25 protein-coding genes and 1 tRNA gene are annotated in these 23,373 nt (G+C 66.6%); 15 read left to right on the forward strand and 11 right to left on the reverse strand.

The genetic code is table 11. From position 1 onward, the window contains the following. The first annotated feature begins 89 nt into the window (after positions 1 to 89). From WKB88_RS11195 to dhaM, 5 genes are all read left to right on the forward strand, one after another. Positions 90 to 605 (forward strand): amino-acid N-acetyltransferase, encoded by a 516-nt coding sequence (locus tag WKB88_RS11195; protein WP_341394637.1) that lies wholly within the window; start codon positions 90 to 92, stop codon positions 603 to 605. Between the two features lie 171 nt (positions 606 to 776). Beyond that, positions 777 to 953, forward strand: coding sequence for a CsbD family protein (locus tag WKB88_RS11200; protein WP_341394638.1), 177 nt, complete (start codon positions 777 to 779; stop codon positions 951 to 953). A 227-nt stretch (positions 954 to 1,180) separates the two neighbouring features. Continuing rightward, the gene (gene dhaK / locus WKB88_RS11205) at positions 1,181 to 2,179 is read left to right on the forward strand and encodes a dihydroxyacetone kinase subunit DhaK (protein ID WP_341394639.1); all 999 of its coding nucleotides are present in this window, start codon (positions 1,181 to 1,183) and stop codon (positions 2,177 to 2,179) included. Between the two features lie 2 nt (positions 2,180 to 2,181). Then, entirely contained in the window at positions 2,182 to 2,823 is a 642-nt protein-coding gene (gene dhaL, locus WKB88_RS11210) for a dihydroxyacetone kinase subunit DhaL (RefSeq protein WP_341394746.1), read from the forward strand. Next, a complete protein-coding gene (dhaM, locus tag WKB88_RS11215) occupies positions 2,820 to 3,602 on the forward strand; it encodes a dihydroxyacetone kinase phosphoryl donor subunit DhaM (RefSeq protein WP_341394640.1) in 783 nt (260 codons plus the stop codon). The genes dhaL and dhaM overlap by 4 nt, the downstream gene beginning before the upstream one ends. A 16-nt stretch (positions 3,603 to 3,618) precedes the next feature. Here dhaM and WKB88_RS11220 read toward each other — a convergent pair whose 3' ends face one another. Beyond that, entirely contained in the window at positions 3,619 to 4,566 is a 948-nt protein-coding gene (locus tag WKB88_RS11220) for an A/G-specific adenine glycosylase (RefSeq protein ID WP_341394641.1), read from the reverse strand. Positions 4,567 to 4,653: 87 nt separating this feature from the next. On the opposite strand from WKB88_RS11220, the gene WKB88_RS11225 reads away from it, so the two are divergent. Further along, positions 4,654 to 5,400 carry a hypothetical protein gene (locus tag WKB88_RS11225; RefSeq protein WP_341394642.1) on the forward strand — a complete coding sequence of 249 codons (747 nt, stop codon included), beginning with the start codon at positions 4,654 to 4,656 and terminating at the stop codon, positions 5,398 to 5,400. A 54-nt stretch (positions 5,401 to 5,454) separates the two neighbouring features. On the opposite strand, the gene disA is transcribed toward WKB88_RS11225, so the two are convergent. From disA to WKB88_RS11240, 3 genes are all read right to left on the reverse strand, one after another. Continuing rightward, the gene (gene disA / locus WKB88_RS11230; RefSeq protein WP_341394643.1) at positions 5,455 to 6,531 is read right to left on the reverse strand and encodes a DNA integrity scanning diadenylate cyclase DisA; all 1,077 of its coding nucleotides are present in this window, start codon (positions 6,529 to 6,531) and stop codon (positions 5,455 to 5,457) included. Positions 6,532 to 6,726: 195 nt separating this feature from the next. After that, the gene (radA, locus tag WKB88_RS11235) at positions 6,727 to 8,094 is read right to left on the reverse strand and encodes a DNA repair protein RadA (RefSeq protein WP_341394644.1); all 1,368 of its coding nucleotides are present in this window, start codon (positions 8,092 to 8,094) and stop codon (positions 6,727 to 6,729) included. 36 nt (positions 8,095 to 8,130) lie between these two features. Next, positions 8,131 to 9,261: an FUSC family protein gene (locus WKB88_RS11240; RefSeq protein WP_341394645.1), complete on the reverse strand. Its 1,131-nt coding sequence runs from the start codon at positions 9,259 to 9,261 to the stop codon at positions 8,131 to 8,133. Between the two features lie 271 nt (positions 9,262 to 9,532). Between WKB88_RS11240 and pstS the strand changes: the two genes are divergently transcribed. The 4 genes from pstS (at position 9,533) to pstB (ending at position 13,688) form a co-directional block, all read left to right on the forward strand. Continuing rightward, entirely contained in the window at positions 9,533 to 10,621 is a 1,089-nt protein-coding gene (pstS, locus tag WKB88_RS11245) for a phosphate ABC transporter substrate-binding protein PstS (RefSeq protein WP_341394646.1), read from the forward strand. A 180-nt stretch (positions 10,622 to 10,801) separates the two neighbouring features. Then, positions 10,802 to 11,734 carry a phosphate ABC transporter permease subunit PstC gene (gene pstC / locus WKB88_RS11250; protein WP_341394647.1) on the forward strand — a complete coding sequence of 311 codons (933 nt, stop codon included), beginning with the start codon at positions 10,802 to 10,804 and terminating at the stop codon, positions 11,732 to 11,734. Further along, a complete protein-coding gene (gene pstA, locus WKB88_RS11255) occupies positions 11,734 to 12,837 on the forward strand; it encodes a phosphate ABC transporter permease PstA (RefSeq protein WP_341394648.1) in 1,104 nt (367 codons plus the stop codon). Before pstC ends, pstA begins: the two co-directional genes overlap by 1 nt. Positions 12,838 to 12,908: 71 nt before the next feature. Continuing rightward, positions 12,909 to 13,688, forward strand: a complete 780-nt coding sequence (gene pstB / locus WKB88_RS11260; RefSeq protein WP_341394649.1) for a phosphate ABC transporter ATP-binding protein PstB — start codon at positions 12,909 to 12,911, stop codon at positions 13,686 to 13,688. A gap of 163 nt (positions 13,689 to 13,851) precedes the next feature. On the opposite strand, the gene WKB88_RS11265 is transcribed toward pstB, so the two are convergent. The 3 genes from WKB88_RS11265 to WKB88_RS11275 all read right to left on the reverse strand — a co-directional run bounded on the left by WKB88_RS11265 (position 13,852) and on the right by WKB88_RS11275 (position 16,355). After that, positions 13,852 to 14,862, reverse strand: a complete 1,011-nt coding sequence (locus tag WKB88_RS11265) for an inorganic phosphate transporter (RefSeq protein WP_341394650.1) — start codon at positions 14,860 to 14,862, stop codon at positions 13,852 to 13,854. Then, on the reverse strand, positions 14,863 to 15,480 hold the full coding sequence (locus tag WKB88_RS11270; protein WP_341394651.1) for a DUF47 domain-containing protein: 618 nt from the start codon (positions 15,478 to 15,480) through the stop codon (positions 14,863 to 14,865). It abuts the gene before it with no gap. 230 nt (positions 15,481 to 15,710) lie between these two features. After that, positions 15,711 to 16,355: a hypothetical protein gene (locus WKB88_RS11275; RefSeq protein WP_341394652.1), complete on the reverse strand. Its 645-nt coding sequence runs from the start codon at positions 16,353 to 16,355 to the stop codon at positions 15,711 to 15,713. A gap of 247 nt (positions 16,356 to 16,602) precedes the next feature. On the opposite strand from WKB88_RS11275, the gene WKB88_RS11280 reads away from it, so the two are divergent. Further along, positions 16,603 to 16,678 (forward strand) — tRNA-Lys (locus tag WKB88_RS11280). A gap of 137 nt (positions 16,679 to 16,815) precedes the next feature. Here WKB88_RS11280 and WKB88_RS18235 read toward each other — a convergent pair. Beyond that, a complete protein-coding gene (locus tag WKB88_RS18235) occupies positions 16,816 to 17,214 on the reverse strand; it encodes a CDGSH iron-sulfur domain-containing protein (protein ID WP_445818905.1) in 399 nt (132 codons plus the stop codon). After that, on the reverse strand, positions 17,211 to 18,299 hold the full coding sequence (locus WKB88_RS11290; protein ID WP_341394653.1) for an iron-containing redox enzyme family protein: 1,089 nt from the start codon (positions 18,297 to 18,299) through the stop codon (positions 17,211 to 17,213). The genes WKB88_RS18235 and WKB88_RS11290 overlap by 4 nt, the downstream gene beginning before the upstream one ends. Before the next feature lie 213 nt (positions 18,300 to 18,512). Between WKB88_RS11290 and WKB88_RS11295 the strand changes: the two genes are divergently transcribed. From WKB88_RS11295 to WKB88_RS11310, 4 genes are all read left to right on the forward strand, one after another. Continuing rightward, the gene (locus WKB88_RS11295; protein ID WP_341394654.1) at positions 18,513 to 19,106 is read left to right on the forward strand and encodes a hypothetical protein; all 594 of its coding nucleotides are present in this window, start codon (positions 18,513 to 18,515) and stop codon (positions 19,104 to 19,106) included. 54 nt (positions 19,107 to 19,160) lie between these two features. Beyond that, positions 19,161 to 19,484, forward strand: coding sequence for a GNAT family N-acetyltransferase (locus WKB88_RS11300; RefSeq protein ID WP_341394655.1), 324 nt, complete (start codon positions 19,161 to 19,163; stop codon positions 19,482 to 19,484). A gap of 168 nt (positions 19,485 to 19,652) precedes the next feature. Further along, the gene (locus WKB88_RS11305; protein ID WP_341394656.1) at positions 19,653 to 20,384 is read left to right on the forward strand and encodes a hypothetical protein; all 732 of its coding nucleotides are present in this window, start codon (positions 19,653 to 19,655) and stop codon (positions 20,382 to 20,384) included. A 17-nt stretch (positions 20,385 to 20,401) separates the two neighbouring features. Then, positions 20,402 to 21,115: a hypothetical protein gene (locus WKB88_RS11310; protein ID WP_341394657.1), complete on the forward strand. Its 714-nt coding sequence runs from the start codon at positions 20,402 to 20,404 to the stop codon at positions 21,113 to 21,115. A 223-nt stretch (positions 21,116 to 21,338) separates the two neighbouring features. On the opposite strand, the gene WKB88_RS11315 is transcribed toward WKB88_RS11310, so the two are convergent. Both WKB88_RS11315 and ptsP read right to left on the reverse strand, forming a co-directional pair. Then, on the reverse strand, positions 21,339 to 21,617 hold the full coding sequence (locus WKB88_RS11315; protein ID WP_341394658.1) for an HPr family phosphocarrier protein: 279 nt from the start codon (positions 21,615 to 21,617) through the stop codon (positions 21,339 to 21,341). A 42-nt stretch (positions 21,618 to 21,659) separates the two neighbouring features. Beyond that, on the reverse strand, positions 21,660 to 23,369 hold the full coding sequence (gene ptsP, locus WKB88_RS11320; protein WP_341394659.1) for a phosphoenolpyruvate--protein phosphotransferase: 1,710 nt from the start codon (positions 23,367 to 23,369) through the stop codon (positions 21,660 to 21,662). Positions 23,370 to 23,373 lie beyond the last annotated feature (4 nt).

Consider the following 23,373-nt stretch of genomic DNA (forward strand, 5'->3'; position numbering starts at 1 on the left):
CCTCCGGGTTCTTTTTGCTTGGGGGACAGCGCCAGCAACGCGACGCCGTATTACGCCGTGACGTGCGGCGCAGGTCCTAGACTGAACCGGTGACTTCTCCCTCAACCATTACCGTCCGCCGTGCCCGCACCTCCGACGTCCCGCGCATCCGTGCCCTGGTGGCACCGCTGGCCGACGAACGGATTCTGGTTGCCAAGGAAGCGGTGGCCTATTACGAGGGGCTGCAGGAGTTTCGCATCGCGGAGGGCCCCGACGGCGAGGTGATCGGCTGCGGCGCCCTGCACGTGATGTGGGAGGACCTGGCCGAAGTGCGGACCCTGGCCGCGGACAGCAGCTGGCGCGGCCGCGGCGTCGGGCATGTCCTGCTTGAGTCGCTCCTCGCCGAAGCGGCCGAGATCGGCGTGCAGCGCGTCTTCTGCCTCACCTTCGAAGTGGACTTCTTCCGCCGCCACGGATTCGAGGTGATGGCCAACCAGTCGGCCGTGGATCCGGAGGTCTATTCCGAGCTGCTCCGCTCCCATGACGAAGGCGTGGCGGAGTTCTTGGACCTCGCCCGGGTGAAGCCCAACACCCTCGGAAATACCCGCATGATTAGGACCCTGTAGCGGGTCCTGCCGGCCCTGCGCCTGTTCGCGAACAGAGTAACCGGAGGTCCCGCGCTGGTCTTTGCCCGCCGAAAGTGGATAAGCTCAGGTTACTTAGCATCACCAACGGCTTGAAACAGGGTGGCGGTTTGCTAGCCGCCCGAGGCCACGATCAGAAAGCGGGATCCACTTATGGGCGCAGATGACAAGGTGCAGAATTCAGCCGAGAAGCTTGGCGGCAAGGTAAAGGAAGGCCTGGGAAAGGCCACCGGCAACGAGAGCATGGAAGCCGAAGGTCACGGCGATCAGGCCAAGGGCAGTGCCAAGCAGGCCGGCGAAAACGTTAAGGACGCTTTCAAGGGCAAGTAAATTCTTTGAAGTGGAACTGTGGGAGGGGCATCTGCCCCTCCCACAGCTGTTTAATCAAGCGGCATACCGAGGTTCGGTGTCCCGGTCCCAACGGGCCGCCGAATCTCCAGCCTGTCCAGCCGGCCCCGGCCCGGGGTATGGTCGTGAACAACTCAGGACCACCCCGAGACCGGAGCAGCGGTGCCGTGCCGGCCGGGGGCCTCTTCGCTGAAGGAGCTGCTCGAGCAATGAAAAAACTCATCAACGATCCGCGGCGGGTGGTGACCGAATCGCTGGCCGGGTTCGGCCTCGCGCACCACGACCTGGTCCGTGTGCACACCGATCCGGACTACGTCGTGCGCAGGGAACCGGCCCGGAACAAGGTAGCGCTGGTTTCCGGCGGCGGAAGCGGACATGAGCCGCTGCACAGCGGATACGTTGGAAGCGGCATGCTGGATGCCGCGGTTCCCGGAGCCGTCTTCACGTCTCCCACGCCGGACCAGATTCTTCCGGCCATCACCGGGACGGACACCGGTGCCGGGGTACTGCTGATCGTAAAGAACTACACCGGGGACATCCTCAACTTCGAGACCGCCGCCGAGCTGGCCCAGGTTGAAGGCGTCAACGTCGCCACGGTAGTGGTCAACGACGACGTCGCGGTGGAGGACTCGCTGTACACCGCGGGCCGGCGCGGGGTGGCCGGAACCGTGCTGGTGGAGCGCATCGCGGGAGGCGCCGCGGAACGCGGAGGTTCGCTGGAGCAGGTGGCGGCGGTTGCTGAACGGGTCAATGCCAACGTCCGGTCCATGGGGGTCGCCCTCGCGCCGTGCACCGTTCCCCATGCCGGGGAGCCCAGTTTTACCCTGGCGGAGAACGAGATCGAGCTAGGCGTCGGCATCCACGGCGAACCCGGCCGGCACCGGCTGCCGATGGCGGACGCTGACAGCATCACCGACCAGTTGCTGGACCCGGTTCTCCAGGACCTGGGCGCCGCGTCGGGGGAGTCCGTCCTGCTGTTCGTCAACGGTATGGGCGGCACCCCGCTGAGCGAGCTGTACATCCTCTACCGCCGTGCCGCCGAGGTCCTGGCTGAGCGCGGTATCCGCGTCGAACGCTCGCTGGTGGGCAACTACATCACGGCACTGGACATGCAGGGAGCCTCAATCACGGTGCTGCGCCTGGATGAGGAACTGACCGAACTCTGGGATTCGCCGGTGCACACCCCGGCGCTCCGGTGGGGAGTATGAGAATGGCACTGGATGCGGACTGGGCGGCTAACTGGATGCGCGCATCAGCGGCGGTGATGGCCGAGAACCGCCAGCGGCTCATCGACCTGGACCGGGACATCGGCGACGCCGACCACGGCGAGAACATGGACCGCGGCTTTTCTGCAGTGGTGCAGAAACTGGATGCTGACGGGACGCCGGCAACTCCGGGGGAGGTCCTGAAGCTGGCGGCCATGACCCTGATGTCGAAGGTCGGAGGCGCCGCGGGGCCCCTGTACGGGACAGCGTTCCTGCGGGCCTCCACGGCTGCGGGTGCGGCTGCGGAACTGGACCCTGCCGCCGTTGTCGCCGTACTGACCGCGGCCAGGGACGGCATTGTCGCCCGGGGAAAGGCTGAGCCCGGGGACAAAACCATGGTGGATGCCTGGACGCCGGCGGTCGAAGCGGCAGCGACGGCTGCCGGTGCGCAGGCGACCGGCGCCGAGGTGCTGGCTGCGGCGGCCAACGCCGCCAACGCCGGGCTGGCCGGGACGGAACCACTGATCGCCCGCAAGGGCCGGGCCAGCTATCTGGGGGAGCGCAGCGCCGGGCATCTGGACCCCGGAGCCGCCTCCACCGTCCTGATCCTGCAGGCTGCGGCGCGGACGGCGGAAGAGGGCGCATGAGAATTGGGCTGGTCATCGTGTCCCACAGCGCCAAGCTGGCCGAGGGCGTTCGCGAACTCGCCGCGCAGATGGCGCCGGACGTGGCAATAGAGCCGGCGGGCGGCACCGACGACGGCGGTATCGGCACCAGCCTGGAGAAAATCTCCGCCGCCATCGCCGCCGCCGATACCGGCGCAGGCGCGGTGCTGCTGGCTGATCTGGGTTCGGCTGTCATGACTGCCGAGACTGCAGTGGAATTCCTGGATGATGAGCAGCGCGACCGGGTGCGGCTGGCCAACGCACCGCTGGTCGAAGGGGCGGTGGCGGCAGCCGTAGCCGCACAGACCGGCAGGGCCCTAGCTGCAGTGGTGCAGGAAGCGGAGTCGGCCGGGGCTGTGGCTCCGGCCGGAACAGCGCCGGCCGGCGGGCAGGCAGCGGCGGACGGCTCCTCCCGGCATTCCTCCCCGGCAGGCTCCGGCAGGCAGCCCGCCGAAGCGTCAGATCCCGATGAGGCCTTCGACGGCCTCGATGCCGGCGGCGAAGGAGTGCACACCGCGTCCTGGGAGCTGATCAATCCCGCCGGCCTGCACGCCCGGCCCGCTGCCGCCGTCGCCCAGGCCATGTCGGACCTGGACGCCGAGGTGCGCATTAACGGCGTGGATGCGAAGTCCGTGATGCTGCTGATGTCGCTGGGGCTCGGCCAGGGGCAAACCCTGACCCTGGCGGCCCGCGGGCCCGACGCCGCCCGCGCCGTGGAGATCATGGCACTCGAGGTGCGGAACGGCTTCGGGGAAATCTAGGGCCCGGGGATCCGGTTCACGCCGGTAGCTGCAGCCCGGTGCCGGTCTCTTCGGCGAGCCTGTCCGCCAGGAGGCCGGCCAGCGCCCGTTCCAGCTGCTCCTCCGGTGCGTTGAGGGCATGCAGCCGGGTCAGGGCCGCCGGCTCCGCGGGAGAACCCGCAGCGACGAGGTCCGCCGGGCCGTGCAGGGCAGCCCGGGGCACCGGGGCTGCCGCCTGCCGCAATACGGCCATGACTGCGCCGCGGACCTGGCGGTCGGTGCCGGCCCAGGCCTGTCCCTTGGGCACATAGTCCGGTGCCGGTTTCCCCGCGGCCACCCAGGCGCAGCGGCCGAGCACGGGACAGTCCCCGCACTTGGGGCTGCGGGCGGTGCAGACCAGGGCCCCGAGTTCCATGACCGAGGCGTTCCAGGCTACGGAAGCTGCGTCGTCCTCGGGCAGCAGGGAAACGGCCAGCCGCATTTCCGCGGCGTTCAGGGCCGGCGCGGGCAGGGCTCGTCCGGTGACGGCCCGGGCGTGGACCCTGCGGATGTTGGTGTCCACCACGGTCTCCCTGCGGCCGAAGGCGAAGGAAGCCACCGCGGCGGCCGTGTAATTCCCGACTCCTGGCAGGGTCAGCAGCTCGGCATGGGTTCCCGGTACCTTGCCGCCAAAGTCGGCAGTCATGGCAGCTGCCGCTGCGTGCAGGCGGAGGGCCCGGCGGGGGTAGCCGAGCCGTCCCCAGGCGCGCACAGCTTCGCCGCTGGGTTCGGCAGCCAGGGCTGCGGGATCGGGCCAGCGCGCCATCCACTGCTCCCACACCGGCAGCACGCGGATGACGGGCGTCTGCTGAAGCATGATTTCACTGACGAAGATCCCCCACGGGCTGCAGTCCGCCCGGCGCCAGGGGAGGTCGCGCGCGTTGGCGGTGAACCAGCTGATGATCTCCGTGTGGAGCTGCGGTGCCTGCCGGGGGCCCGGTTCCATGCGATCTCCCTTGCTTATGACCAGCAATACTCTACTGACCGGCGTGGTGAGACAGGTAATCGGGGACTGTGTATCTAGCCTTAAGTCATGGTAGGGAATGGGTCATCGAACACCGCGTCCGGGGAAACTGCGCCCGGAAACAAGGCCGCCGGTGGAAGCACTGCCGGCCGGCCCAGCGCTGCCGTGTACCGGCGGCGCAGGATTGTCGCCGGCGTCGTCGCACTCCTGTTCGTGATCGGCCTGATCGCTGGCATAACGGCGGTGGCAAATGCGCTCCGGGGGGACGAACCGGCAGCCGCGGACACCACAGAGGCGACGATTCCCGGCCCCGGCGACGAGCCTGCCGGTGCGGATGCCCCGACTGCGGACCCTGCAGCGGAAAAGCCGGCCAAACCCGGCGCCTCAGCCGCGCCAACTCCTGATGCCTCGGCCTCGCCCGGGGCCGCAAAGACATGCCCCTCGGACGCAGTCCAGGTTTCCGCCACCACCGACGCGTTGAGTTACTCGGCCGGGACAAACCCCATGCTGACCATGACCGTCACCAATAACGGAGCCGAGCCCTGTGAGGTGAACGTGGGGACGAGCCAAATGGAGTTCATGGTCACCAGCGGTTCGGACCGCATTTTCTCCTCGGTCGACTGCATGCAGGCCAGTCAGGACCTGATGATGGTCATCAAGCCGAAATCCGTGGAGACAGCGAAGTTCAGCTGGGAGCGGCAGCGCTCCGCCCCCGGTTGTGCCGAGGTCCCCAGCAATCCCAACCCGGGCACCTACATGTTCACGGCCCGGCTGGGCGGTATCACCAGTGAGTCCACCATTTTCGAGCTGGAATAGCTCACGCAACCACCGAAGCTCCTCATGCGCGGAGCATCCACGTCCGCCGCAGACCTACATAAAGCGGTCGAGCAGGCTGGTCTCGGCTATCCGGGAGAGGCCTTCACGCACCGTCCTTGCCCGCTGCTCGCCAATGCCGTCCACGGTCATCAGGTCCTCTATGTTGGCCGCCATGAGGTTCTGGAGCCCGCCGAAATGGTCCACGAGCCGGTTTGAGACTGCCGGGGGAACGGACTTGATGTTGCTCAGCAGCCGGTAGCCGCGCGGCTGCACCACGGCCTCCAACGAATCCTGGCCCGGCTGGAACCCGACGACGGCGGCGATCTTGCCCAGGTCCACCATGTCGGAGGAACTGAGGTTCTGCAGAGTGGCCACCTGGTCCTCGGCCCGGCGTTCGCCGTCATGCAGGTCGGCGTAGTCGCGGACGATCATCTCACTGCCCGGGCCCAAGCCGGCCGTCAGCTCTTCGAGCTGCAGCGAAAGCAACCGGCCGTCCACTCCGAGTTCCAGGACATACTGGGAGATTTCCTCGGAGATCCGGCGGACCATCTCCTGGCGCTGCAGGGTGACGGCAACGTCGCGGACGGTGACCATGGCTTCGATTTCCAGCGCGGACAGGGAGTTTGTCACCTGGTCCAGGCGTGCGCGGTAGCGTTCCAGCGTGGCCAGTGCCTGATTGGCCCGGGCCAGCACGGGTTCGGACCCCTCAAGCACATGGCGGAGGCCGCCGACGTAGAGCTGGATGATCTGCATGGACTGGCTCACCGAGATGACGGGGAAACCCGTTTCGATGGCCACCCGCTCCGCAGTGCGGTGGCGGGTACCGGATTCGTGCGTCTCAATGGTGTGGTCCGGAACGAGCTGAACGGCGGCGCGCAGGATGGTCCTGGCATCTTTGTCACAGACAATGGCGCCGTCCATCTTCGCCAGTTCCCGCAGCCGGGTGGGGGAGAAGTCAATGCCGATGTCGAAGCCGCCGGAGCAGATGGAATCCACGGTGCGGTCAAAGCCCAGCACGATCAGGGCGCCGGTCCGGCCGCGCAGGATGCGTTCCAACCCGTCGCGGAGATCGGTTCCGGGTGCAACCCGGGCCAGCGTGGCCTTCAGCGAATCTTCGGGACTGCGTGCCATGGTCACTTCCTTCCGGCCATCGGGCCCACGGGCGTTCTGGGCGGGCGCTGCACAGACACTTTCCCTATAGTAGTGGTCCGGCAGGGGACAATGGACACTTTTGTGCCGTGTGAACACCGGTTAGACGCTGCTCTCCCGCCCGGCCTGCCGCCAATTTCACAGCCACAGCTGCTGGCCGGGTGCAACGCGGGCCGCTTAGAACAGCAGCTCGAGCGCTTCAGCCAGGGTGCTCACTTCACGGACCTTGAACCCCGCCGGCACCGCGACCGGGCCGTTGGGGGACGCCGGAACGACGGCGTGGGTGAAGCCCAGGCGTTCGGCCTCGGAGATCCGCCGGGCAATGCCCGGGACGGGCCGGACTTCACCGGCGAGTCCGACTTCGCCGAAGGCAATCAGCTGTGCGGGCAGGGGCTTGTTCATTTTGGCCGAGGCCACGGCCAGCGCCACGGCCAGATCGGTGGCGGGTTCGCCGAGCTTCACGCCGCCCACGGTCGCCACATAGCTGTCATCCTTGGCCAGGTTCATGGATGCCCGTGCCTGCAGCACGGCCAGGAGCATGGCCACCCGGGAAGAATCCAGCCCGCTCGTGGCGCGCCGCGCCTGGGCGTTGCTGGTTTCAGCCAGCAGCGCCTGGACCTCGGCCAGCAGGGGACGCTTTCCCTCCAGGGTGACGGTGATGCAGGTGCCGGACACCGGTTCCTTGGTCCGGGACACAAAGAGGCCGGACGGGTCCGCCAGGCCCTCGATCCCTTCCTCGGTCAGGTCGAAACAGCCCACTTCGTCAGTGGGGCCGTACCGGTTTTTCACCGCACGCAGCAGCCGCAGCCGGGAGTGCCGGTCGCCGTCGAACTGGCAGACCACGTCCACGAGATGCTCCAGCAGCCGCGGGCCGGCAATGGATCCGTCCTTGGTAACGTGCCCCACCAGCAAAGTGGTCATGTTGTTGTTCTTGGCGGCATTAATCAGGGACGCCGCCACCTCGCGCACCTGGCTGACTCCGCCGGCGCTGCCGTCCACGGCCGCGCTGCTGAGGGTTTGCACGGAATCTACGATCAGCAGCGCCGGCTTGACCTGCTCCACCTGGCCCAGAGCCTGTCCCAGATCGGTTTCAGCGCTCAGGTACAGGGAATCGGACACCGCTCCGATGCGCTCCGCGCGCAGCTTTACCTGTGCCGTGGACTCTTCCCCCGTGACGTACAGGACATCCCTGCCTCCGTTTCCCACCTTCGCCGCTACGTCCAGCAGCAGCGTGGACTTGCCGACGCCCGGTTCGCCGGCGAGCAGGATGACGGCCCCCGGAACCAGCCCGCCGCCCAGCACCCGGTCCAGTTCGTCCACACCGGTGGGCTGGAAGGAAGCGGAGGAGGCATCGACGTCGGCAATGCGCAGGGCGGGCCGGGCCACGGTGGTTGCAGCGGTGGTGCGGGCAACAACTTCGGCGGCTTCCTCGACCGTTCCCCAGGCCTGGCACTCGCCGCAGCGTCCCACCCATTTGGCCGTGGTCCAGCCGCATTCTGCACAGCGGTAGTTGGCGGTTTTCGCGCGGGTAGTCTTCGTGGCCATCCAAACAGGCTATCCCGCGCCGGTGACACTTTCCGCTCACACCTCGGCGAGGTAGCCCACCGCTTCTTCGTGGGTGAGGCCGGTGGACTCGAGCAGGTCCACCACCAGCGGCCGGAAGAGCATGACCAGGGCATCCCCCTGGATGTCGGTCACTCCCAGAGTTGCCGGATTCAGCCGTGCCCCCACCAGGGCCAGTTCATTGCGGGCCTGACGCAGGTGCTTTTCACGCGTCCCCGCCGATTCTCCGCCGGCCAGGGCACGGGCCAGGATATCCACGGCTTCCGCCGTGTCATTCACGACGTCCGACACGCGGTCGATCGCATCATCATGCAAAGCGGCATGGTTGATGACCGACGTGGTGCGGCGGGCAAACACCCGGCTGTTGCGCACCGCCAGATCCAGGTACCCGATGGATCCGCGCAGGTCTCCGAGCTCGGCAAGATGGCGCCGGTAGGCCGGGGAAATGCGGGCCACCTCCCGCGCATCGCGGACGCTGCGGGCCAGGGCATCGAGCTGGGGCTGGGTGTTGCGGGCGCGGACCAGGGCGTGCCAGGCAATGGTGGAATCGCTCTTGGCCACCGCCTCGGCGCATTGGCGCAGCACCGCGGAGAGCTCATGCAGCAGGTCCCGGACATTGGACTGCGGTTCGCGCCGGGGGTCGCGCGGCGCGAGCATGGTCACGATGAGGGCAAAAAGTCCGCCAACAATGGCATCGAGGCTGCGCGTGAAGGCGCCGCCGTCCGGGGCCGGGAGCAGCACCACCAGCAGCGACTGAAGTCCCAGCTGGGTCGTGAAGATGACGCCGCGGTCCAAAAAGCGCGCCAGCATCACGGAAAGAAAGAGGACGACGGCGGCCTGCCAGAGGCCCGTGCCCAAAACATGCAGGAGCAGTTCGCCAATGGTAATGCCCAGGGTGCAGCCAATGCCCACCTCCAGCACGCGGCGGGTGCGCGGCTCACGGGAAAAACCGAGCGAAATCAGGGCGGCGGTGGCCGCAAAGAGCGGACCTTCATGGCCCATGACGTACTGCGCAAAGGCATACGCACCCACGGCACAGATCGTCATCTGGAGGGCCGGCACCACCGAGTTCCGGCTCCGGTGAAGCCCCACCCGTATCCGGTTTCGCAGGAAGCCCCGGCTCTGGGCTAAACGGTCGCGTGGGGGCATGCCAACAGTCTAGGTCCCGTCCGCCCTTACCCTCCATCCGGAAAGGTTCCATGACGCCGCCCGCACAAAGCATTCGGGACCATAAAACGTTTCCTGCCGCTCTCAGTGCTGTTCACCTTTCGTTAACCTTCCCCGGCGACGATCAGTACAGGGACGGAAACAGTCCGCTCCTGCGAACGGCCCCCGCGTGCCACTGCCTGCACCGGGGATTCGGCCCTTGAAAGGGATAAACGTGTTGGTTTCTGGAAAATTCAGTACTGCAGCAGTCCTTATGTCGGTAGCAGCCCTCACCCTTACAGCCTGCGGCAGCGACAGCGCAACCGCCCCCGCCGGCGGTGCGCAGTCCTCCTCGCCGGAGAGCACGGTCACCGGAACCCTGTCCGGGGCGGGTGCGTCCTCACAGGACTCCGCCATGCAGGCCTGGATCGCCGGGTTCGGCGAAGCGAACCCGGGAGCATCCGTTCAGTACTCGGCAGACGGCTCAGGCGCAGGCCGCGAGGCGCTGCTGGCCGGAGGCGTGCAGTTTGCCGGTTCGGATGCCTACTTGGACGACGAAGAGGCCGCCGCTGCCGCCGAGGTCTGCGGCCCGGACGGTGCACTGCACATTCCCGCCTATATTTCGCCGATCGCCGTGGCCTTCAACCTGCCCGGCCTCGACGCACTGAATCTGGATGCCGTCACGATCGCGAAGATCTTCCGCGGTGAAATCACGGCGTGGAACGATCCGGCCATCGCCGAGGCCAACCCCGGAGCGGACCTGCCCGGCACCCCGATCACCCCGGTGCACCGCGGCGACGAGTCGGGTACCACCAAGAACTTCACGGAGTACCTTGCGGCCGCAGCACCGCAGGCCTGGACGGATAAAGCCTCAGGTGAATGGCCTGCCGGAATCGGCAACGGGGAGAACGCCTCCGGCACCGGCGGCGTCGTCTCCCTCGTGACCTCCACCGCAGGGGCCATCACCTACGCCGATGCGTCAGCGGCCGGGGATCTGGGCACCGTCAGCGTCCTGGTCGGCAGCGACTACGTTCCGCTGAGTTCGGACGCTGCGGCAAAGGCCGTTGAAACATCCACTCCGGTCACCGGCGAGGGCCGGCCGGAAGGTGACATGGCCATGGAGCTTGACCGGGACACCGCCGAATCCGGCGCCTACCCGCTGGTGCTCGTGTCGTACCACGTGTACTGCACCGGGTACCCGGACGCCGAAACCGTTGAACTGGTCCAGGCCTTCGGCGAGTACGTGGTCAGCGAAGAAGGGCAGTCCGCCGCCGGAGAAGCCGCCGGCAGCGCCCCCCTCTCCGATGCACTGCGGAAGCAGGCAGTGACCGCCCTGGAGAGCATCAGCGTGTTGCAGCAGTAGAAAGTCGTGGGACAGTGAAAGTGGGCCCCGCAGACCTGCGGGGCCCACAAGCCTGCGGGAACGTGTTTGACCGGGACGGCGGAGGCCGGAGGGATGTTGACCGCCTCACCCTGGACGGGGGGCCCGCGCAGGGTCAGTAGAGTTTAAGCAGATGCCAGTGAAGAACCGAAGGGTTGTGCAGTGTCCAGCAAGTCCATAGAAGGCACCGGCGGTGCCGGCCGTGCCGGGGATAAGGTCTTTTCCGGCATAACGCTCCTGGCCGGCTGCCTCATCCTTCTTGTCCTGTTTTCCGTTGCCGTGTTCCTGCTCTGGCAGGCGCTGCCCACCTTTACGGCGGACTCTGCGGACATCAGCGGCGGCGAAGGTTTCCTTACCTATATTTGGCCGCTCGTCATCGGCACCGTGATAGCCGCCGCCATCGCCCTGGCTATCGCCACGCCGGTGGGCATCGGCGTCGCACTCTTCATCTCGCATTACGCACCGCGCCGCATGGCGCAGGGCCTGGGCTACCTTATTGACCTGCTGGCCGCCATTCCCTCGGTGGTCTACGGCGCCTGGGGCATGATGGTGCTGGCACCGGCGCTGGTGGGTCCTTACACCTGGCTGGCGGACAACGCCGGGTGGATCCCGATCTTTTCCGGGCCGGCCAGCCAGACCGGCAAGACCATGCTGACGGCCGGGATCGTGCTGTCGGTCATGGTGCTGCCGATCATCACATCGCTGACCCGGGAAATCTTCCTGCAGACCCCGAAGCTGCATGAGGAGGCCGCCCTGGCCATGGGCGCCACCCGGTGGGAAATGATCCGCATGGCAGTGTTTCCCTTCGCCCGCCCGGGCGTGATCAGCGCCGTGATGCTGGGCCTGGGCCGCGCCCTGGGTGAAACTATGGCAGTGGCCCTGGTGCTTTCCTCCGGCGGCCTGATCGCCAGCCTCATCCGGCCGGGGAACCAGACCATCGCGGCCGAAATCGCCCTGAACTTCCCCGAGGCCTACGGGCTGCGCCTGTCCGAGCTGATCGCTGCCGGCCTGGTGCTGTTCCTGATCACCCTGGCCGTGAATGTGATCGCACGCTGGATCATCAGCCGCCACAAAGAATTCTCCGGAGCCAACTGATGCAGACACAGACACTCAGCCGCCGTCCGGCCACGCTCACCAAGAACCGGCTGCCCCGCTACGCGGTGTGGGCCGCCCTGGGCGCAGCCGTCATCCTCGGTGCCGCTCTCTCCGCCCTGATCGGCTTCGGTATCGCAAGTTTTGCCATCTTCACCGCGGTGATCTTCGTTGTGTCGGCCACTGCCGTGACGGGCATCGTTGAAGGCCGCCGCCGTGCCGTGGACCGGTTTGCCACCTACCTGGTGTGCGGATCCTTCCTGCTGGCACTCGTTCCGCTGGTTTCGGTGATTTTCACCGTTCTGTCCAAGGGCCTCGCCGGGCTGAGCCCGGACTTCCTGTTCACCTCCATGGGCGGCATGACCGGCGCCGTGGACAACACCAGCGCCGAGACCGGCGGACCGGTCATGGGCGGGGCGTACCACGGCATTGTGGGCACCCTGCTGATTACCCTGTGGGCCACCATCATTTCCGTGCCGATCGGCCTGCTGACCGCCGTCTACCTGGTGGAGTACAGCCACGGCGGGCCGCTGTCCCGGGCGATCACGTTCTTCGTTGACGTCATGACCGGCATCCCGTCCATTGTGGCCGGGCTCTTCGCGGCCGCCTTCTTCGGGCTGGTGTTCGGCCCGGGCGTTCGGACCGGCTTTGTGGCCGCCGTCGCGCTCTCCGTCCTGATGATTCCCGTGGTGGTGCGTTCCACCGAGGAAATGCTGAAAATCGTCCCGAATGAACTGCGTGAAGCCTCCTACGCCCTGGGCGTTCGGAAGTGGCGGACCATCCTCAAGGTGGTGGTGCCGACGGCGATCTCCGGTATTGCATCGGGTGTCACCCTCGCGATTGCCCGCGTTATCGGCGAAACGGCACCGCTGCTCGTCACCGCCGGGTTTGTGAACACCATCAACATGAACGTGTTCGCAGGCTGGATGACAACGCTGCCCACGTACATCTACCGCCAGCTGATGAGCCCCACCTCACCCACCAACACAGATCCCAGCACCCAGCGCGCCTGGGCGGCCGCCCTGCTGCTGATCATCATGGTGATGCTCCTGAACCTCGGCGCCCGCCTCATTGCCCGCCTCTTCGCGCCCAAGACCGGCCGCTGACCGGGCCAACCCGCACCGCGGCGGTGCCCGCACCGCACCGCCTCCCCGGAATTTCGAACAGAAGGAAAAACATGTCCAAGCGAATCGACGTCAAGGACCTCAACGTCTACTACGGCGACTTCCTGGCCGTAGAAAACGTCAACATCAATATCGAGGCGAAGTCCGTCACGGCGTTTATCGGCCCCTCCGGCTGCGGCAAGTCAACATTCCTGCGGACGCTGAACCGAATGCATGAAGTCCTGCCGGGCGCCCGCGTGGAGGGCGAAGTACTGCTGGACGGCGAAAACCTCTATGGCCCCGGGGTGGACCCGGTGACCGTCCGAAGCCACATCGGCATGGTGTTCCAGCGCCCCAATCCGTTCCCCACCATGTCCATCCGCGACAATGTGCTGGCCGGCGTGAAGCTGAACAACAAGCGCATTTCCAAGTCCGACGCCGATGACCTGGTGGAACGGTCCCTGACCGGGGCCAACCTGTGGAAGGAAGTCCGGGACCGCCTGGACAAGCCGGGGTCCGGTCTTTCCGGCGGCCAGCAGCAGCGTCTATGCATTGCCCGCGCCATCGCGGTCTCCCCGGAGGTCATCCTGATGGACGAGCCGTGCTCGGCCCTGGACCCGATCTCCACCCTCGCCATTGAGGACCTCATTGAGGAGCTCAAGAGTGAGTACACGGTGGTTATCGTGACCCACAACATGCAGCAGGCAGCCCGGGTTTCGGACAAGACGGCGTTCTTCAACATTGCGGGCACGGGCAAGCCGGGCAAGCTGATCGAGTACGCGGACACCCCGGTGATCTTCAGCAACCCGGCCCAGAAAGCAACCGAAGACTACGTCTCCGGCCGCTTCGGATAGCCCCTAGCGGGCCCCTATCGGGCCCTGCAGGGCCGGCTCGGGGGCTGGCTGCCGGCCGGCGCCGCAGCGCCGCAGGCCGGCGCCGCAGCGCCGCAGGCCGGCGCCGCAGCGCCGCAGGCCTGCCCCTCGCGGGCCCCGGAGGCCGCTTAGGGCTGGGGTGCGGCTAGAGCAGCGGGCTGATCGCCAGGAAGAGGATTCCGCCGAGCACGGCGGTGGCCGGTGCCGTGGTCAGCCACGTGACCAGGATTTCGCGCAGCGGAATGAACCGGACGGTGGAAAACCGCTGGTTGGCTCCGGCGCCCACAATGGCCGAGGTCATGGTCTGCGTGCTGGAGAGCGGAATCTGCAGCCACAGGGCGCCCATGAACAGCATCGAGGAACTGGCCGCCGTCGCGCTCATTCCGCGCAGCGGGTCAATGCGCACGAGCCGGTTGCCCAGCGTGTGGCTGATCCGCCAGCCGCCGAAGAGGCTGCCAGCGGCCAGCGCGGTGCCGGCAAAAACCTGCACCCACAGCGGAATGCCGGCGTCTGAAGAGTACCCGGCGGCCACCAGAGCCAGGACAATCACGGCCATGGTCCGCTGCCCGTCCTGCATGCCGTGGCCGAGGGAAAACGCCGAGGTGAACACCGACTGGGCAATCCGGTTGCCGGCGTCGCCGCGGCGCGGTGAGCTGTAGCGCATCAGCCAGGTCGTGGGGAACACCAGCAGATAGGCCAGGACGAAGGCAACCACGGGGGAGAGCAGCAGCGGCAGGATAATCTGCTGCAGCAGCACCTGGTAGGACTCGGCAATGTTGGGCCCGCCCACCAGTGTGGAGGCAGCCCCGGAACCCACGATGCCGCCCACCAGCGCGTGGGTGGAGGACGAGGGCATCCGCCTCCACCACGTCCACAGCCCCCAGCCGCAGGCTGCCAGCAGCCCGGCGATCAGGATGCCCAGGCCCGGAGTTCCAGCGGGGAGCTGGATGAACCTGTCCGCCAGCACCAGGGCCAGGGCCGTGCTCAGCAGGGCACCGGTGAGGTTGAAGACGGCGGCCAGGAGGATGGCTACGGTTGGAGTGAGGGCCCGGGTGCGAACCGAGGTGGCAATGGAGTTGGAGACGTCGTGGAAGCCGTTAATGAACGCGTAGGCTCCGGCAAAGAGCACGACGGCGGCCAGCAGGACCGGCTCCACCTAGGATTCCCGGACCAGGATGCCGCCCACGGAGGTTGCACACCGGCGAAGCTGGGTGCTGGTTCCTGCCAGCTGTTCGGCAAGGTCCCGGTGGCGCGCGTAGCTGAGGGCTTTATGGTCGCGGAGCAGTTCGGAAACCCAGATGCGGTGGGTGCGTTCGGCGCGCTTGGACAGCCGCAGCATTTCAATCCAGTAGTCGTCGAGGTCCTCAAGGGAGGCGAGCCGGCGCATCGCGCCGACGGTCAGTTCCGACTGCCGCCCAATCACCTCGAGCTGTTCGGCGGCACGGGCGGAGATGCCCGTGAGGCGGTACAGGGACACTACTTCCGCGGCCGCATCCAGGTTCTCCATTGCCGACATCAGGATGATTGAAAGGTCATACAGATCTTCGCGCGGCAGGGGATTGATGAAACTGGACCGCATCTGGGTCATCAGGGCGAAGTGCAGATCAGTGGATTCGGCCTCCAGCTGATGCATCTGCTCAGCGAGGCGCTCGTAGTCCGCCGGTTCGGCACCGAGGACTTCGGAGAGGGTGCCCGCTCCGCGCACCAGCACGCTTCCCATCTTGGACAGGAGCTCCAGCCCGGCGTTTTCCTGGGGAAAAAGCCGCAGCCTCACTGGGAGATCCGGGAACGTCGGGTGCTGTCTGGGCCCTGCATGAAGTAGGTCACGGGCCTAAGATTATCGGCTGGGCGGGAAGACACAAAAGCGGTGCCGGACCGGGAGCGCCTCTCGGCGGAAGGCCGCTCGAAGCGGCTCTAAGTTGAAGCCCGGGGGTTCCGCAGTCCGACACCAATTTCAGTTTTCTACGCTTGGCCGACGATGTCAACACGAGGCCCGGCGGGCACCTAGTCCAGCTCTCCCCGGCGCCATGCGGCAGCGGAATGCTCGAGGTCTTCGGCGGTCCTGACGAGCTGGCGTGCATTGCGGGTCAGCTGGCTGGCTGTTCCGGTGCTTCCGATCTCCGCCGAATCCGCGTGGTGGGTCTGGCCCAGGGCCACTACGCGGCAGAACGCGGCGAAGCGCTCCAGTGCCACATCAAACTCTCCTTCGAAGGCTCCGGAGAGGATGGTGTCGGCCATGATCTTGACTTCTTCTGCCCCCAGAGGCTCGGCGACGCCGGCCACCACCTTGGAGACCTGGGCGACGTCCTTGCCCGCAGCGTAGTAGGCCGCGATGCGCTCCGGATTCTGCTGCGTGGCGGCGCGGAGGGCATACAGACGCCAGAGGGCGCCGGGAAGGGATCGGGCAGGGCTTTCCGCCCAGAGTTCCGCGATGGACTCCAGTCCCTGTTTGTCGGCGAGCTTCACCAGGCGGCGGGTGATCTCCGGATCGTCGCTCTCCCGTCCGTGATGGACCAGGGCCTGCGCGGCCAGATGGGCCGCTTCCGAGACCCGGGCAGGATCCGCACCTCCGGGGAAGTTGGCGAAATCCAGCGGAGCGTACAGCTTGGGCTTGTGGTGCCGTGGCGGCATGGAATTCGACTCACTCATATTTTGAGAATACTCCGCCGCGCAAACAGGCGTCGAGGCGGTCCGGCGCCGCCGCCGGGGTTCCGAAGGGGAGTTCGGGGCCGTGAAATGTAAAGGACTGCCTCGGCGGTTTCGTGAGATGCGTCCCGGGTGCGATAAAGTGGAGAAGTCGATTCGTCGACGGCTGGACCGGTGTCAGGTTCGGGTGGGGATTCCTGTCGGAAAACCTGCGCTGAAACTGTCGGAAAAGCCGTCCCGAAATGGCGGGGGGCCTTTAGCTCAGTTGGTAGAGCATCGGACTTTTAATCCGTGGGTCGTGGGTTCGAGCCCCACAGGGCCCACCATGGACGGGCCGTGTCATTCGTTTGAGGATGGTGCGGGACTTCGGCAGCACCCCGGTTTTCGAACCGGGGTGCTTTTCTTTGTCCGGGGTGTTTTTGCCTTCCCGCAGGCCCTGCCGCCGTTCCCCTTTCCCCTGCGGTCAGGAGGGGGCGTCGGCGCTGTGTTCGACGACGGCGGCCTGTTCGACGACGGCGACCTGCTCGACGACGGCGGCCGGCACGGGGCGGCGACGCGAGGTGTCGAATTTCATGAGTTTATGCGTTCCGTCGCAGTAGGGCTTGATCGCTGATCCGCCGCACCTGCACAGGGCCACGGTTTCACGGTCCCGGGGAATCGGCACACCGTCCGGAGTGACGATCTCAAAGTCTCCGCGGACCAGCAGGGGACCGTTCGGGCAGGCCACCACGGAGGCGGCAGGCCCACCGGCACGGGGGGCCGGATCCGAGATGGAATCCTGTACCGAAGAATCCTGTGCAGACGAATCCTGTCCGGGGGAGCCGTGAGCCGGGCAGCTGCTGCAGCAGGCGGCGTCGGTCACGGCGTCACTCCGGCAGCCAGTGCAGCTCCGACGAGCGCGCCTGCCCCGGGGGCTGCGGCAGGGTCCGCGTCGCGGAGGGCGGAGCGGCCGTCCTGCCACGCAGAGAGCTGGTCTTCCCCCATCATCGCGTCCAGGGCAAGGACCGTCGCGGCCCCGAAGATCACATCCGGCAGCAGGCCGGGATCCGACTCCACGAGCCCGCCGGCAAGGTCCCGCGCGGCAATCTGCTCGTGTACGGCGTCGGCTTCCACGTGCTCGTCGAAGTAGTAGGTCACGTCTTCGCCGAAGCCAAGCCGGCGGAACCCGCGCGCATAGAAGGAATTGGGGATGGACGACGTCATTTCAAAGGCTGCCAGATGCCCGGCGATGGCACCGCGCAGCCGCCGGTTGAGGCCAAACAGGGACATGGCGTTGGACGAGGCCAGAGTCAGTGCCGGCACAAAGTCCAGGTACCACCCGTACTCCGTCTCCAGCTCCAGGCCCTTCATCGTGACGGCGAAGAGATGGGAATGCATGCGTTCGGGACGGCCGCCGCCGTATTCGTCGGCCTGGATCTCGATCAGTGCGGCCTTTGCCCGGCCCACCGGGAGGCGGGGTATGGCCCAGCTGTGGGGATCGGCTTCCTTCAGCTGATAGACGGAGCGCAGGATGAGGAACTCCTGCAGCTGTTCCCTGGTGGCCTTCGAGGCGACGAAGCGGGACACACTGGGCCCGTCGTCGTCGGCGGCCATACGGAACAGTTCCTCGGCCACCGCCTCGCTGGTGGCTTCAGGCAGCCCGGGGACGGGGACGGCGCGGCGGAGGGCTGCTTCAAACGCTTCCTCGAGCTCCAGCCGCAGGGCAACCAGGCCCGGATGCCACTCGAGGCTGTCCGGAACGCCTTCCAGTCCGCTGTAGTGGAGCTCGTACAGGCAGAAAAGGGTCAGCTGCAGGTCCTCGTCGCGGAGGATATCGGACGTTTCGCCTACGGCACGCCGAGACGCTTCCGTCACGGAGGCAAGCTCCCGCGCTGACGGGCCGTCCGGCGTACGCAGCAGGTCGAAGAGTTCGGCGCTGACAGGTCCGCGCGCTGCGGGAATTTTCATTCTGGTCCTTTGTGCTCCGTGAAAACGTGCTCCGTGCCGGGAGCGGCGGAAGCCGCAGCCCATAGCGGTAATTCAAGGACATCAGCATACTTGGTATTCCTCTGCCGCACCCAAACACCTTTCCCTGCCCGGGCCGGCGGACATTGACGTTTACGTCCATCCGGCGTGAGATGGGATGAACGGATAACGCAAACTGCGCCGGGGAGGGCACTCATGCCGCAAGTTGATGCCGGAGCGGGGTTCCTCGTTACGGCACTGATCATCATGGCCGCTGCCTTCGCGCTGACCGCGTTCAGGGTGGACGCCGCGTTGGACAGGGGAGACGGCGAGAAGCTGTTTTGGATCGGTTTCACCGGCCTGCTGGCCGCCCTGCTGGCCGTTGCATGGGCGGTGGCCGGCAATCCCGGCGCGGGACCTTGGATCGGGCTCGCGGCCGTCGCCGGGGCAGGGGGTGCTGCCGGTTGGGTGCAGGCACGCCACCGGCGGCGCGTCCAGGACCGGTTGAGGAACGAACGGGCCCGGGCCGTCGCGGCTCTGGAGCGCCGGCATGAGACTGTCCTGCTCAGCTGGAGCTCCTATGAGCTGGATGAGTGGAAGGCCGAGGAGAAGCCCGGCCTGAAGGATCCGGCCAGGCCCGAAACCAAATCCCTGATGCGGGCCATGAAGGCGGCGGCGGCCCTTCGTCCCCTTGAAGGGGCTGCGGAGGCCCCGGAGGCGGAGCTGGACAAATACGCGGCCGCCGTAGCCGGGCTGGAGCAGGCATGGGCCGCCGCGGAGGCAGCCGGAGGCGATGACAGGGCCGCGTAGTCCTGCCGCGGAAAAACTCTGGACGAAACGCCGTTTGGGTGTCAGGCTCGGGGCATGACCGGGCGCAGCAGGGACGATGTCAATTTCTCCCACAACCTTGATAACAGCCGCTACGAGCTGCGCGTGGGAGGTGAGCTGGTGGGAACCGCAGAATACGCGGAATACAGTGAAGAACCGGATTCCGTGGCTCTCACCCATACCGTGGTCCGAGAGGAATTCCGGCACCAGGGTTATTCCTCGATGCTGGTGAAATTCGCGGCCGAGGACATTATCGCTTCGGGCCGGCGCATCAAGCCTTACTGCTCCTACGCGGCGTCCTATTTGGGGAAACACCGGGAGTTCAGCCATCACGTGTCGTGGCCCCAGGAAACCCGCTGACCTAGCTCTGCCGGCTTTCACCGCTCCGCTGGAAACCTGCCAAAACAGGGCTGCTGCGTTAATTGAAGCTGGCTCCCCGCTCTGCATATGGGGGGAACGCAGAAGGGGGAGCCAGTGAAAATAGTATAGTTGCATCCGTCCGGAGAAACCAATCGGGGGGAGTCATCCGTGGCAGTGTCTGCGAAAGCGTTCCAGGACTGGCGCGCCAAAGCTGCCCCTCTCGAAACTACGGCCGACCTGTGCCGGCTGGCCGGCATCAAGCGCTCTACGCTTGCCCAGCAGCTTGTGCGCGGCAAGGTCTCGGTTAGCACCGTGGTTCGGGTGGCGCGGGCCTGCGACCAGGACCCCGTCGAGGCGCTGTCCTTTTTTGAGGAGTACCACGACCTCCAGGCCGGGATGCGCCACCCAACTTCTGCGGAACTGATCAGCCAGGTGACCTATGTCTGCATCCTGGAGCAGGTGGTGGCGCGGAGCAGGCAGCCCGGCATCTCACCCGAGGAACTGCCCGCCCTGTGCGCCTTTCCGCACCGGTACTCGGTACGCGGCTGGTTCGAGGCCGTTGATCCCGGTGACCTGCGGCAGCGGCTGAGCGCCAGCACCGGCGTGGCGCCGCAGAACCTCTCCGCCCAGCTCACGGCCGGGCGCCTGGCCAGCGGCCTCGCCGTGGAAGCGGCCCGGCTGGCCGGCGTTTCGCTGACCAGCGGCCTTGTGGCAACCGGTCTGCTCACTCCGGACGAATGCGGCTGGCCGCCCGGCGGACGCGAGCAGGCACTCGCCCGGCTCTCCGATGCCGATCTGGTGATCCTTGCCCGGGACCGGCTGGATACGCTGGGCAAGGTTTTGAAAAAGGTCGAGAACGATGAAAAAAACAACTTCGCACTCTTGGAGAAATTGGGATGACGCTACAGTGGGCAGCCTTGGGCGCGACCCTTTTCTTCGCGCTGCTGCGGGTTCCGGGCGCAATTCGGGGTGAGAACCGGGGAATGTTCTCTGCACTGATTCTCCTGTCCGCGGCCATGGCGCTGAGTATTCCTTTCTTTTACCTGCCGGTGGACGCACTGCTCGGCGGTGTGAATCTCGCGAACCTCCTCCTTCGGTATTTGCTGTTTGCCGTTCTCCTGATCCTGGGGCTGAAGGCCGCCGCGGCTTTCCAGGCCCCGCTCGCCGCGCGTTTGATCGGCGGGCCGGCCGGGATACTCGTCCTGACAGCTGCAACGGTGGCAGTGGCGGTGTTTTACGGGCTCAGCGACCTGCCCGAATCCTCCACGGCGCTTGCCGACTACTGGGACCAGGACACGGTCCACGCGTACGGGGACAGCTCCAGGCTCTACCAGATCTATGTGGGGGCGTGCCTTGTCCCTTCACTGTTCGGTTCCGCCGCTGCCTTCCGGCGTCCAGCCGGTATTCGGCTCAGCGCCGCCCTCCTGGCCCTGGGGCTGTCCACCGCCGTGATTCACTCCGTGCTGTCCCTCACCGTCGTGAATCCGGACATTGGGGTCTGGGATACCGTGCTTCCCTACTCCGCGGTCATCATGGTGTCTTTGGGACTTGCCCTCCTGTGGAACTCGCACCGGATCGCCAAGCGGCATCCCAAGCCGGGCCTGCTGGCCAGGGCCTACGCCTTCAGATAAAGAATCGGCAACGAACATTCACATTTTCATCATCCTGTGTCAGAATAATGATTATGTAACATCCGCTGCCTGTGGGGGGTCAGCGTGAGGTTACAACCGAAGCCAGCGGATTGCTCCGCTGGCTTCGTTGTATCCGTTTTCCGGAATGTACGGCCAACGCAAAAAAGCGGGAGTTCCGGTAAATCCGAAGCTCCCGCTTTTGCATTTACCCGCAAATGCGGTGCTATTGGGCGTCGAGGTCCGTTTCCAGGATTTTGGCGAGGGCATCGAGGGCTTCGTCGGCGCCCTCGCCCTCGGCACGCAGCACCACCACATCCCCGTTGGAAGCGCCCAGGCTCATCAGCGACAGCATGCTGGCTGCATCCATCGCTTCGTCGGCGGGCTCTCCCTCCATGGCAATGGTGACGTCCACCGGCTGCGCCGCCGCGGCCTCGGCAAAGATCGACGCCGGGCGCGCATGCAGGCCAACCCGGCTGGCAATAGTGGCTTTACGTTCTGGCATGGGATGTTTCCTTCCGGTTGTACTGAACAGTGGGGAGGCCGGTCACAGGCCCAGCTCATCCAGGATGGCCAGCTTGCTGCGCACCGCCGTCCGCGCCTCCGCGGCGGACCCGGCAGCCAGGGCAAGGGACGCCAGGTCCCTGGCCTCTGCGATGCTCACCGAGGCCAGGACCGCGCCTACGGAAGCCAGTGCCCGCGGGGTCATGGACAGGGTGTTGACTCCCAGCCCCGCCAGCACGACGGCGAGTGCCGGGTCCGCGGCCGACTCCCCGCAGACCCCCACATTCTTGGGTGCCTCCAGGGAGTCCGATCCGGCCGCAGCCTCGGCCGCCCGGGCGCCGTCGACCGTGCTTTTAATCAGCTGCAGGACTGCCGGCTGCCAGGGGTCGTTCAGGGTTGCCAGGGAGCCAAGCTGCCGGTCAGCCGCCATGGTGTACTGCGTCAGGTCATTGGTGCCGAGCGAGGCAAAGCGAACCTTGGACAGAATTGCCTGCGACATCACGGCGGCCGCGGGGACCTCGATCATGACCCCGGGGATGGCAAGTCCCGCCCCGGTGCACATGACGGCAAAGTCCGCGGCTTCCTCAGCGGTGGCGATCATGGGAGCCATCACCCAGACATCCGCCTCGTGGGCACCCGCTGCAATCGCAATTGCCTCCAGCTGCCGTTCCAGCACCCCGGGGGAAGTGCGGTCCGTCCGGTAGCCGCGGACGCCAAGTGCCGGGTTGGGTTCGGTGGTGTCCGTCAGGAACGGAAGCGGTTTGTCTGCTCCGGCGTCCAGGGTGCGGATCACGACCTTCCGGCCCGGAAAGGCCTCGAAGACGGTTCCGTAGGCCTGCACCTGCTCCTCCACTCCGGGCTCGGAATCGCGGCCCAGAAAGCAGAATTCGGTGCGCAGCAGGCCGATGCCCTCGGCGCCCGCCACGGCAGCGGCCCGGGCGTCCTTGCCGGAACCCACGTTGGCGAGCAGCGGAACGGCGTACCCGTCCGATGTCATGCCCTTGCCGCTGAACGGCGGAAGGGAAACCCGGGCAGCGTACTTTTGGGCTGCTTCCCGCTCGGCCGTTCCGGGGTCCACCACCACGGTTCCGGCTGCCCCGTCGAGAAAGAGCTCGGCGCCGTCGGCGATTGATTCGGACTCCGCGGCACCAACCACGGCGGGCAGGCCCAGGGAGCGGGCCAGGATGGCGGTGTGGGACTGCGGCCCGCCCCCGGACGTCACGAGGCCGATGACCTTGGCGGGATCCAGGGTGGCGGTGTCGGCGGGAGCAAGTTCTTCGGCAATGAGGATGAACGGAACGTCGGACGCCGGGATCCCGGGGGCGGGCAGCCCGTCGAGCCGGGCCACGATCCGGGCCCTGACGTCCAGGACATCCTGGGTGCGCTCGGCCATGTAGCCGCCCAGGCTCTGCAGCATGGCAGCCACTTCCAGTCCGGCTTCCCAGACAGCCCGTTCCGGAGTCATCCCGGCGTTGATGTGCTTGCCTGCGGCCTTGAGCAGCATGGGGTCCGTGGCCATCATGGCCGTTGCGTTCAGAACGGCTTTCGCGTCTCCCGACGCCGTCTCCGCCCGGTGGCGCAGATCGTCCCGCACGTCCTCCGCCGCGTCCCTGAGGCGTGCTTTTTCACCGTCAACCGTTTGCTCCGCCCCGAACCGGGCATCTGCTGCGGGCTCGGGCACCGGTGGCGGCATCCGCAGTGAGGGCCCCAGCACCCGCCCGGCGCTGACTCCGATTCCCGTGATGGTCCGCATCAAT

It is taken from the genome of Arthrobacter sp. G119Y2 (assembly GCF_038069765.1).
In the GTDB taxonomy this organism is placed as follows: domain Bacteria; phylum Actinomycetota; class Actinomycetes; order Actinomycetales; family Micrococcaceae; genus Arthrobacter_B.

Excerpts from the sequence above, each read along its gene's own strand:
- dhaL (WP_341394746.1), top strand. The coding sequence starts at position 2,182 with ATGGCACTGGATGCGGACTGGGCGGCTAACTGGATGCGCGCATCAGCG.
- pstA (WP_341394648.1), top strand. The coding sequence starts at position 11,734 with ATGCAGACACAGACACTCAGCCGCCGTCCGGCCACGCTCACCAAGAAC.
- dhaK (WP_341394639.1), top strand. The coding sequence starts at position 1,181 with ATGAAAAAACTCATCAACGATCCGCGGCGGGTGGTGACCGAATCGCTG.
- WKB88_RS11220 (WP_341394641.1), bottom strand. The coding sequence starts at position 4,566 with ATGGAACCGGGCCCCCGGCAGGCACCGCAGCTCCACACGGAGATCATC.
- WKB88_RS11200 (WP_341394638.1), top strand. The coding sequence starts at position 777 with ATGGGCGCAGATGACAAGGTGCAGAATTCAGCCGAGAAGCTTGGCGGC.
- WKB88_RS11240 (WP_341394645.1), bottom strand. The coding sequence starts at position 9,261 with ATGCCCCCACGCGACCGTTTAGCCCAGAGCCGGGGCTTCCTGCGAAAC.
- pstS (WP_341394646.1), top strand. The coding sequence starts at position 9,533 with ATGTCGGTAGCAGCCCTCACCCTTACAGCCTGCGGCAGCGACAGCGCA.
- WKB88_RS11300 (WP_341394655.1), top strand. The coding sequence starts at position 19,161 with ATGACCGGGCGCAGCAGGGACGATGTCAATTTCTCCCACAACCTTGAT.
- dhaM (WP_341394640.1), top strand. The coding sequence starts at position 2,820 with ATGAGAATTGGGCTGGTCATCGTGTCCCACAGCGCCAAGCTGGCCGAG.
- WKB88_RS11275 (WP_341394652.1), bottom strand. The coding sequence starts at position 16,355 with ATGAGTGAGTCGAATTCCATGCCGCCACGGCACCACAAGCCCAAGCTG.
- pstB (WP_341394649.1), top strand. The coding sequence starts at position 12,909 with ATGTCCAAGCGAATCGACGTCAAGGACCTCAACGTCTACTACGGCGAC.
- radA (WP_341394644.1), bottom strand. The coding sequence starts at position 8,094 with ATGGCCACGAAGACTACCCGCGCGAAAACCGCCAACTACCGCTGTGCA.
- WKB88_RS11290 (WP_341394653.1), bottom strand. The coding sequence starts at position 18,299 with ATGAAAATTCCCGCAGCGCGCGGACCTGTCAGCGCCGAACTCTTCGAC.
- WKB88_RS11225 (WP_341394642.1), top strand. The coding sequence starts at position 4,654 with ATGGTAGGGAATGGGTCATCGAACACCGCGTCCGGGGAAACTGCGCCC.
- disA (WP_341394643.1), bottom strand. The coding sequence starts at position 6,531 with ATGGCACGCAGTCCCGAAGATTCGCTGAAGGCCACGCTGGCCCGGGTT.
- ptsP (WP_341394659.1), bottom strand. The coding sequence starts at position 23,369 with ATGCGGACCATCACGGGAATCGGAGTCAGCGCCGGGCGGGTGCTGGGG.
- WKB88_RS11315 (WP_341394658.1), bottom strand. The coding sequence starts at position 21,617 with ATGCCAGAACGTAAAGCCACTATTGCCAGCCGGGTTGGCCTGCATGCG.
- WKB88_RS11295 (WP_341394654.1), top strand. The coding sequence starts at position 18,513 with ATGCCGCAAGTTGATGCCGGAGCGGGGTTCCTCGTTACGGCACTGATC.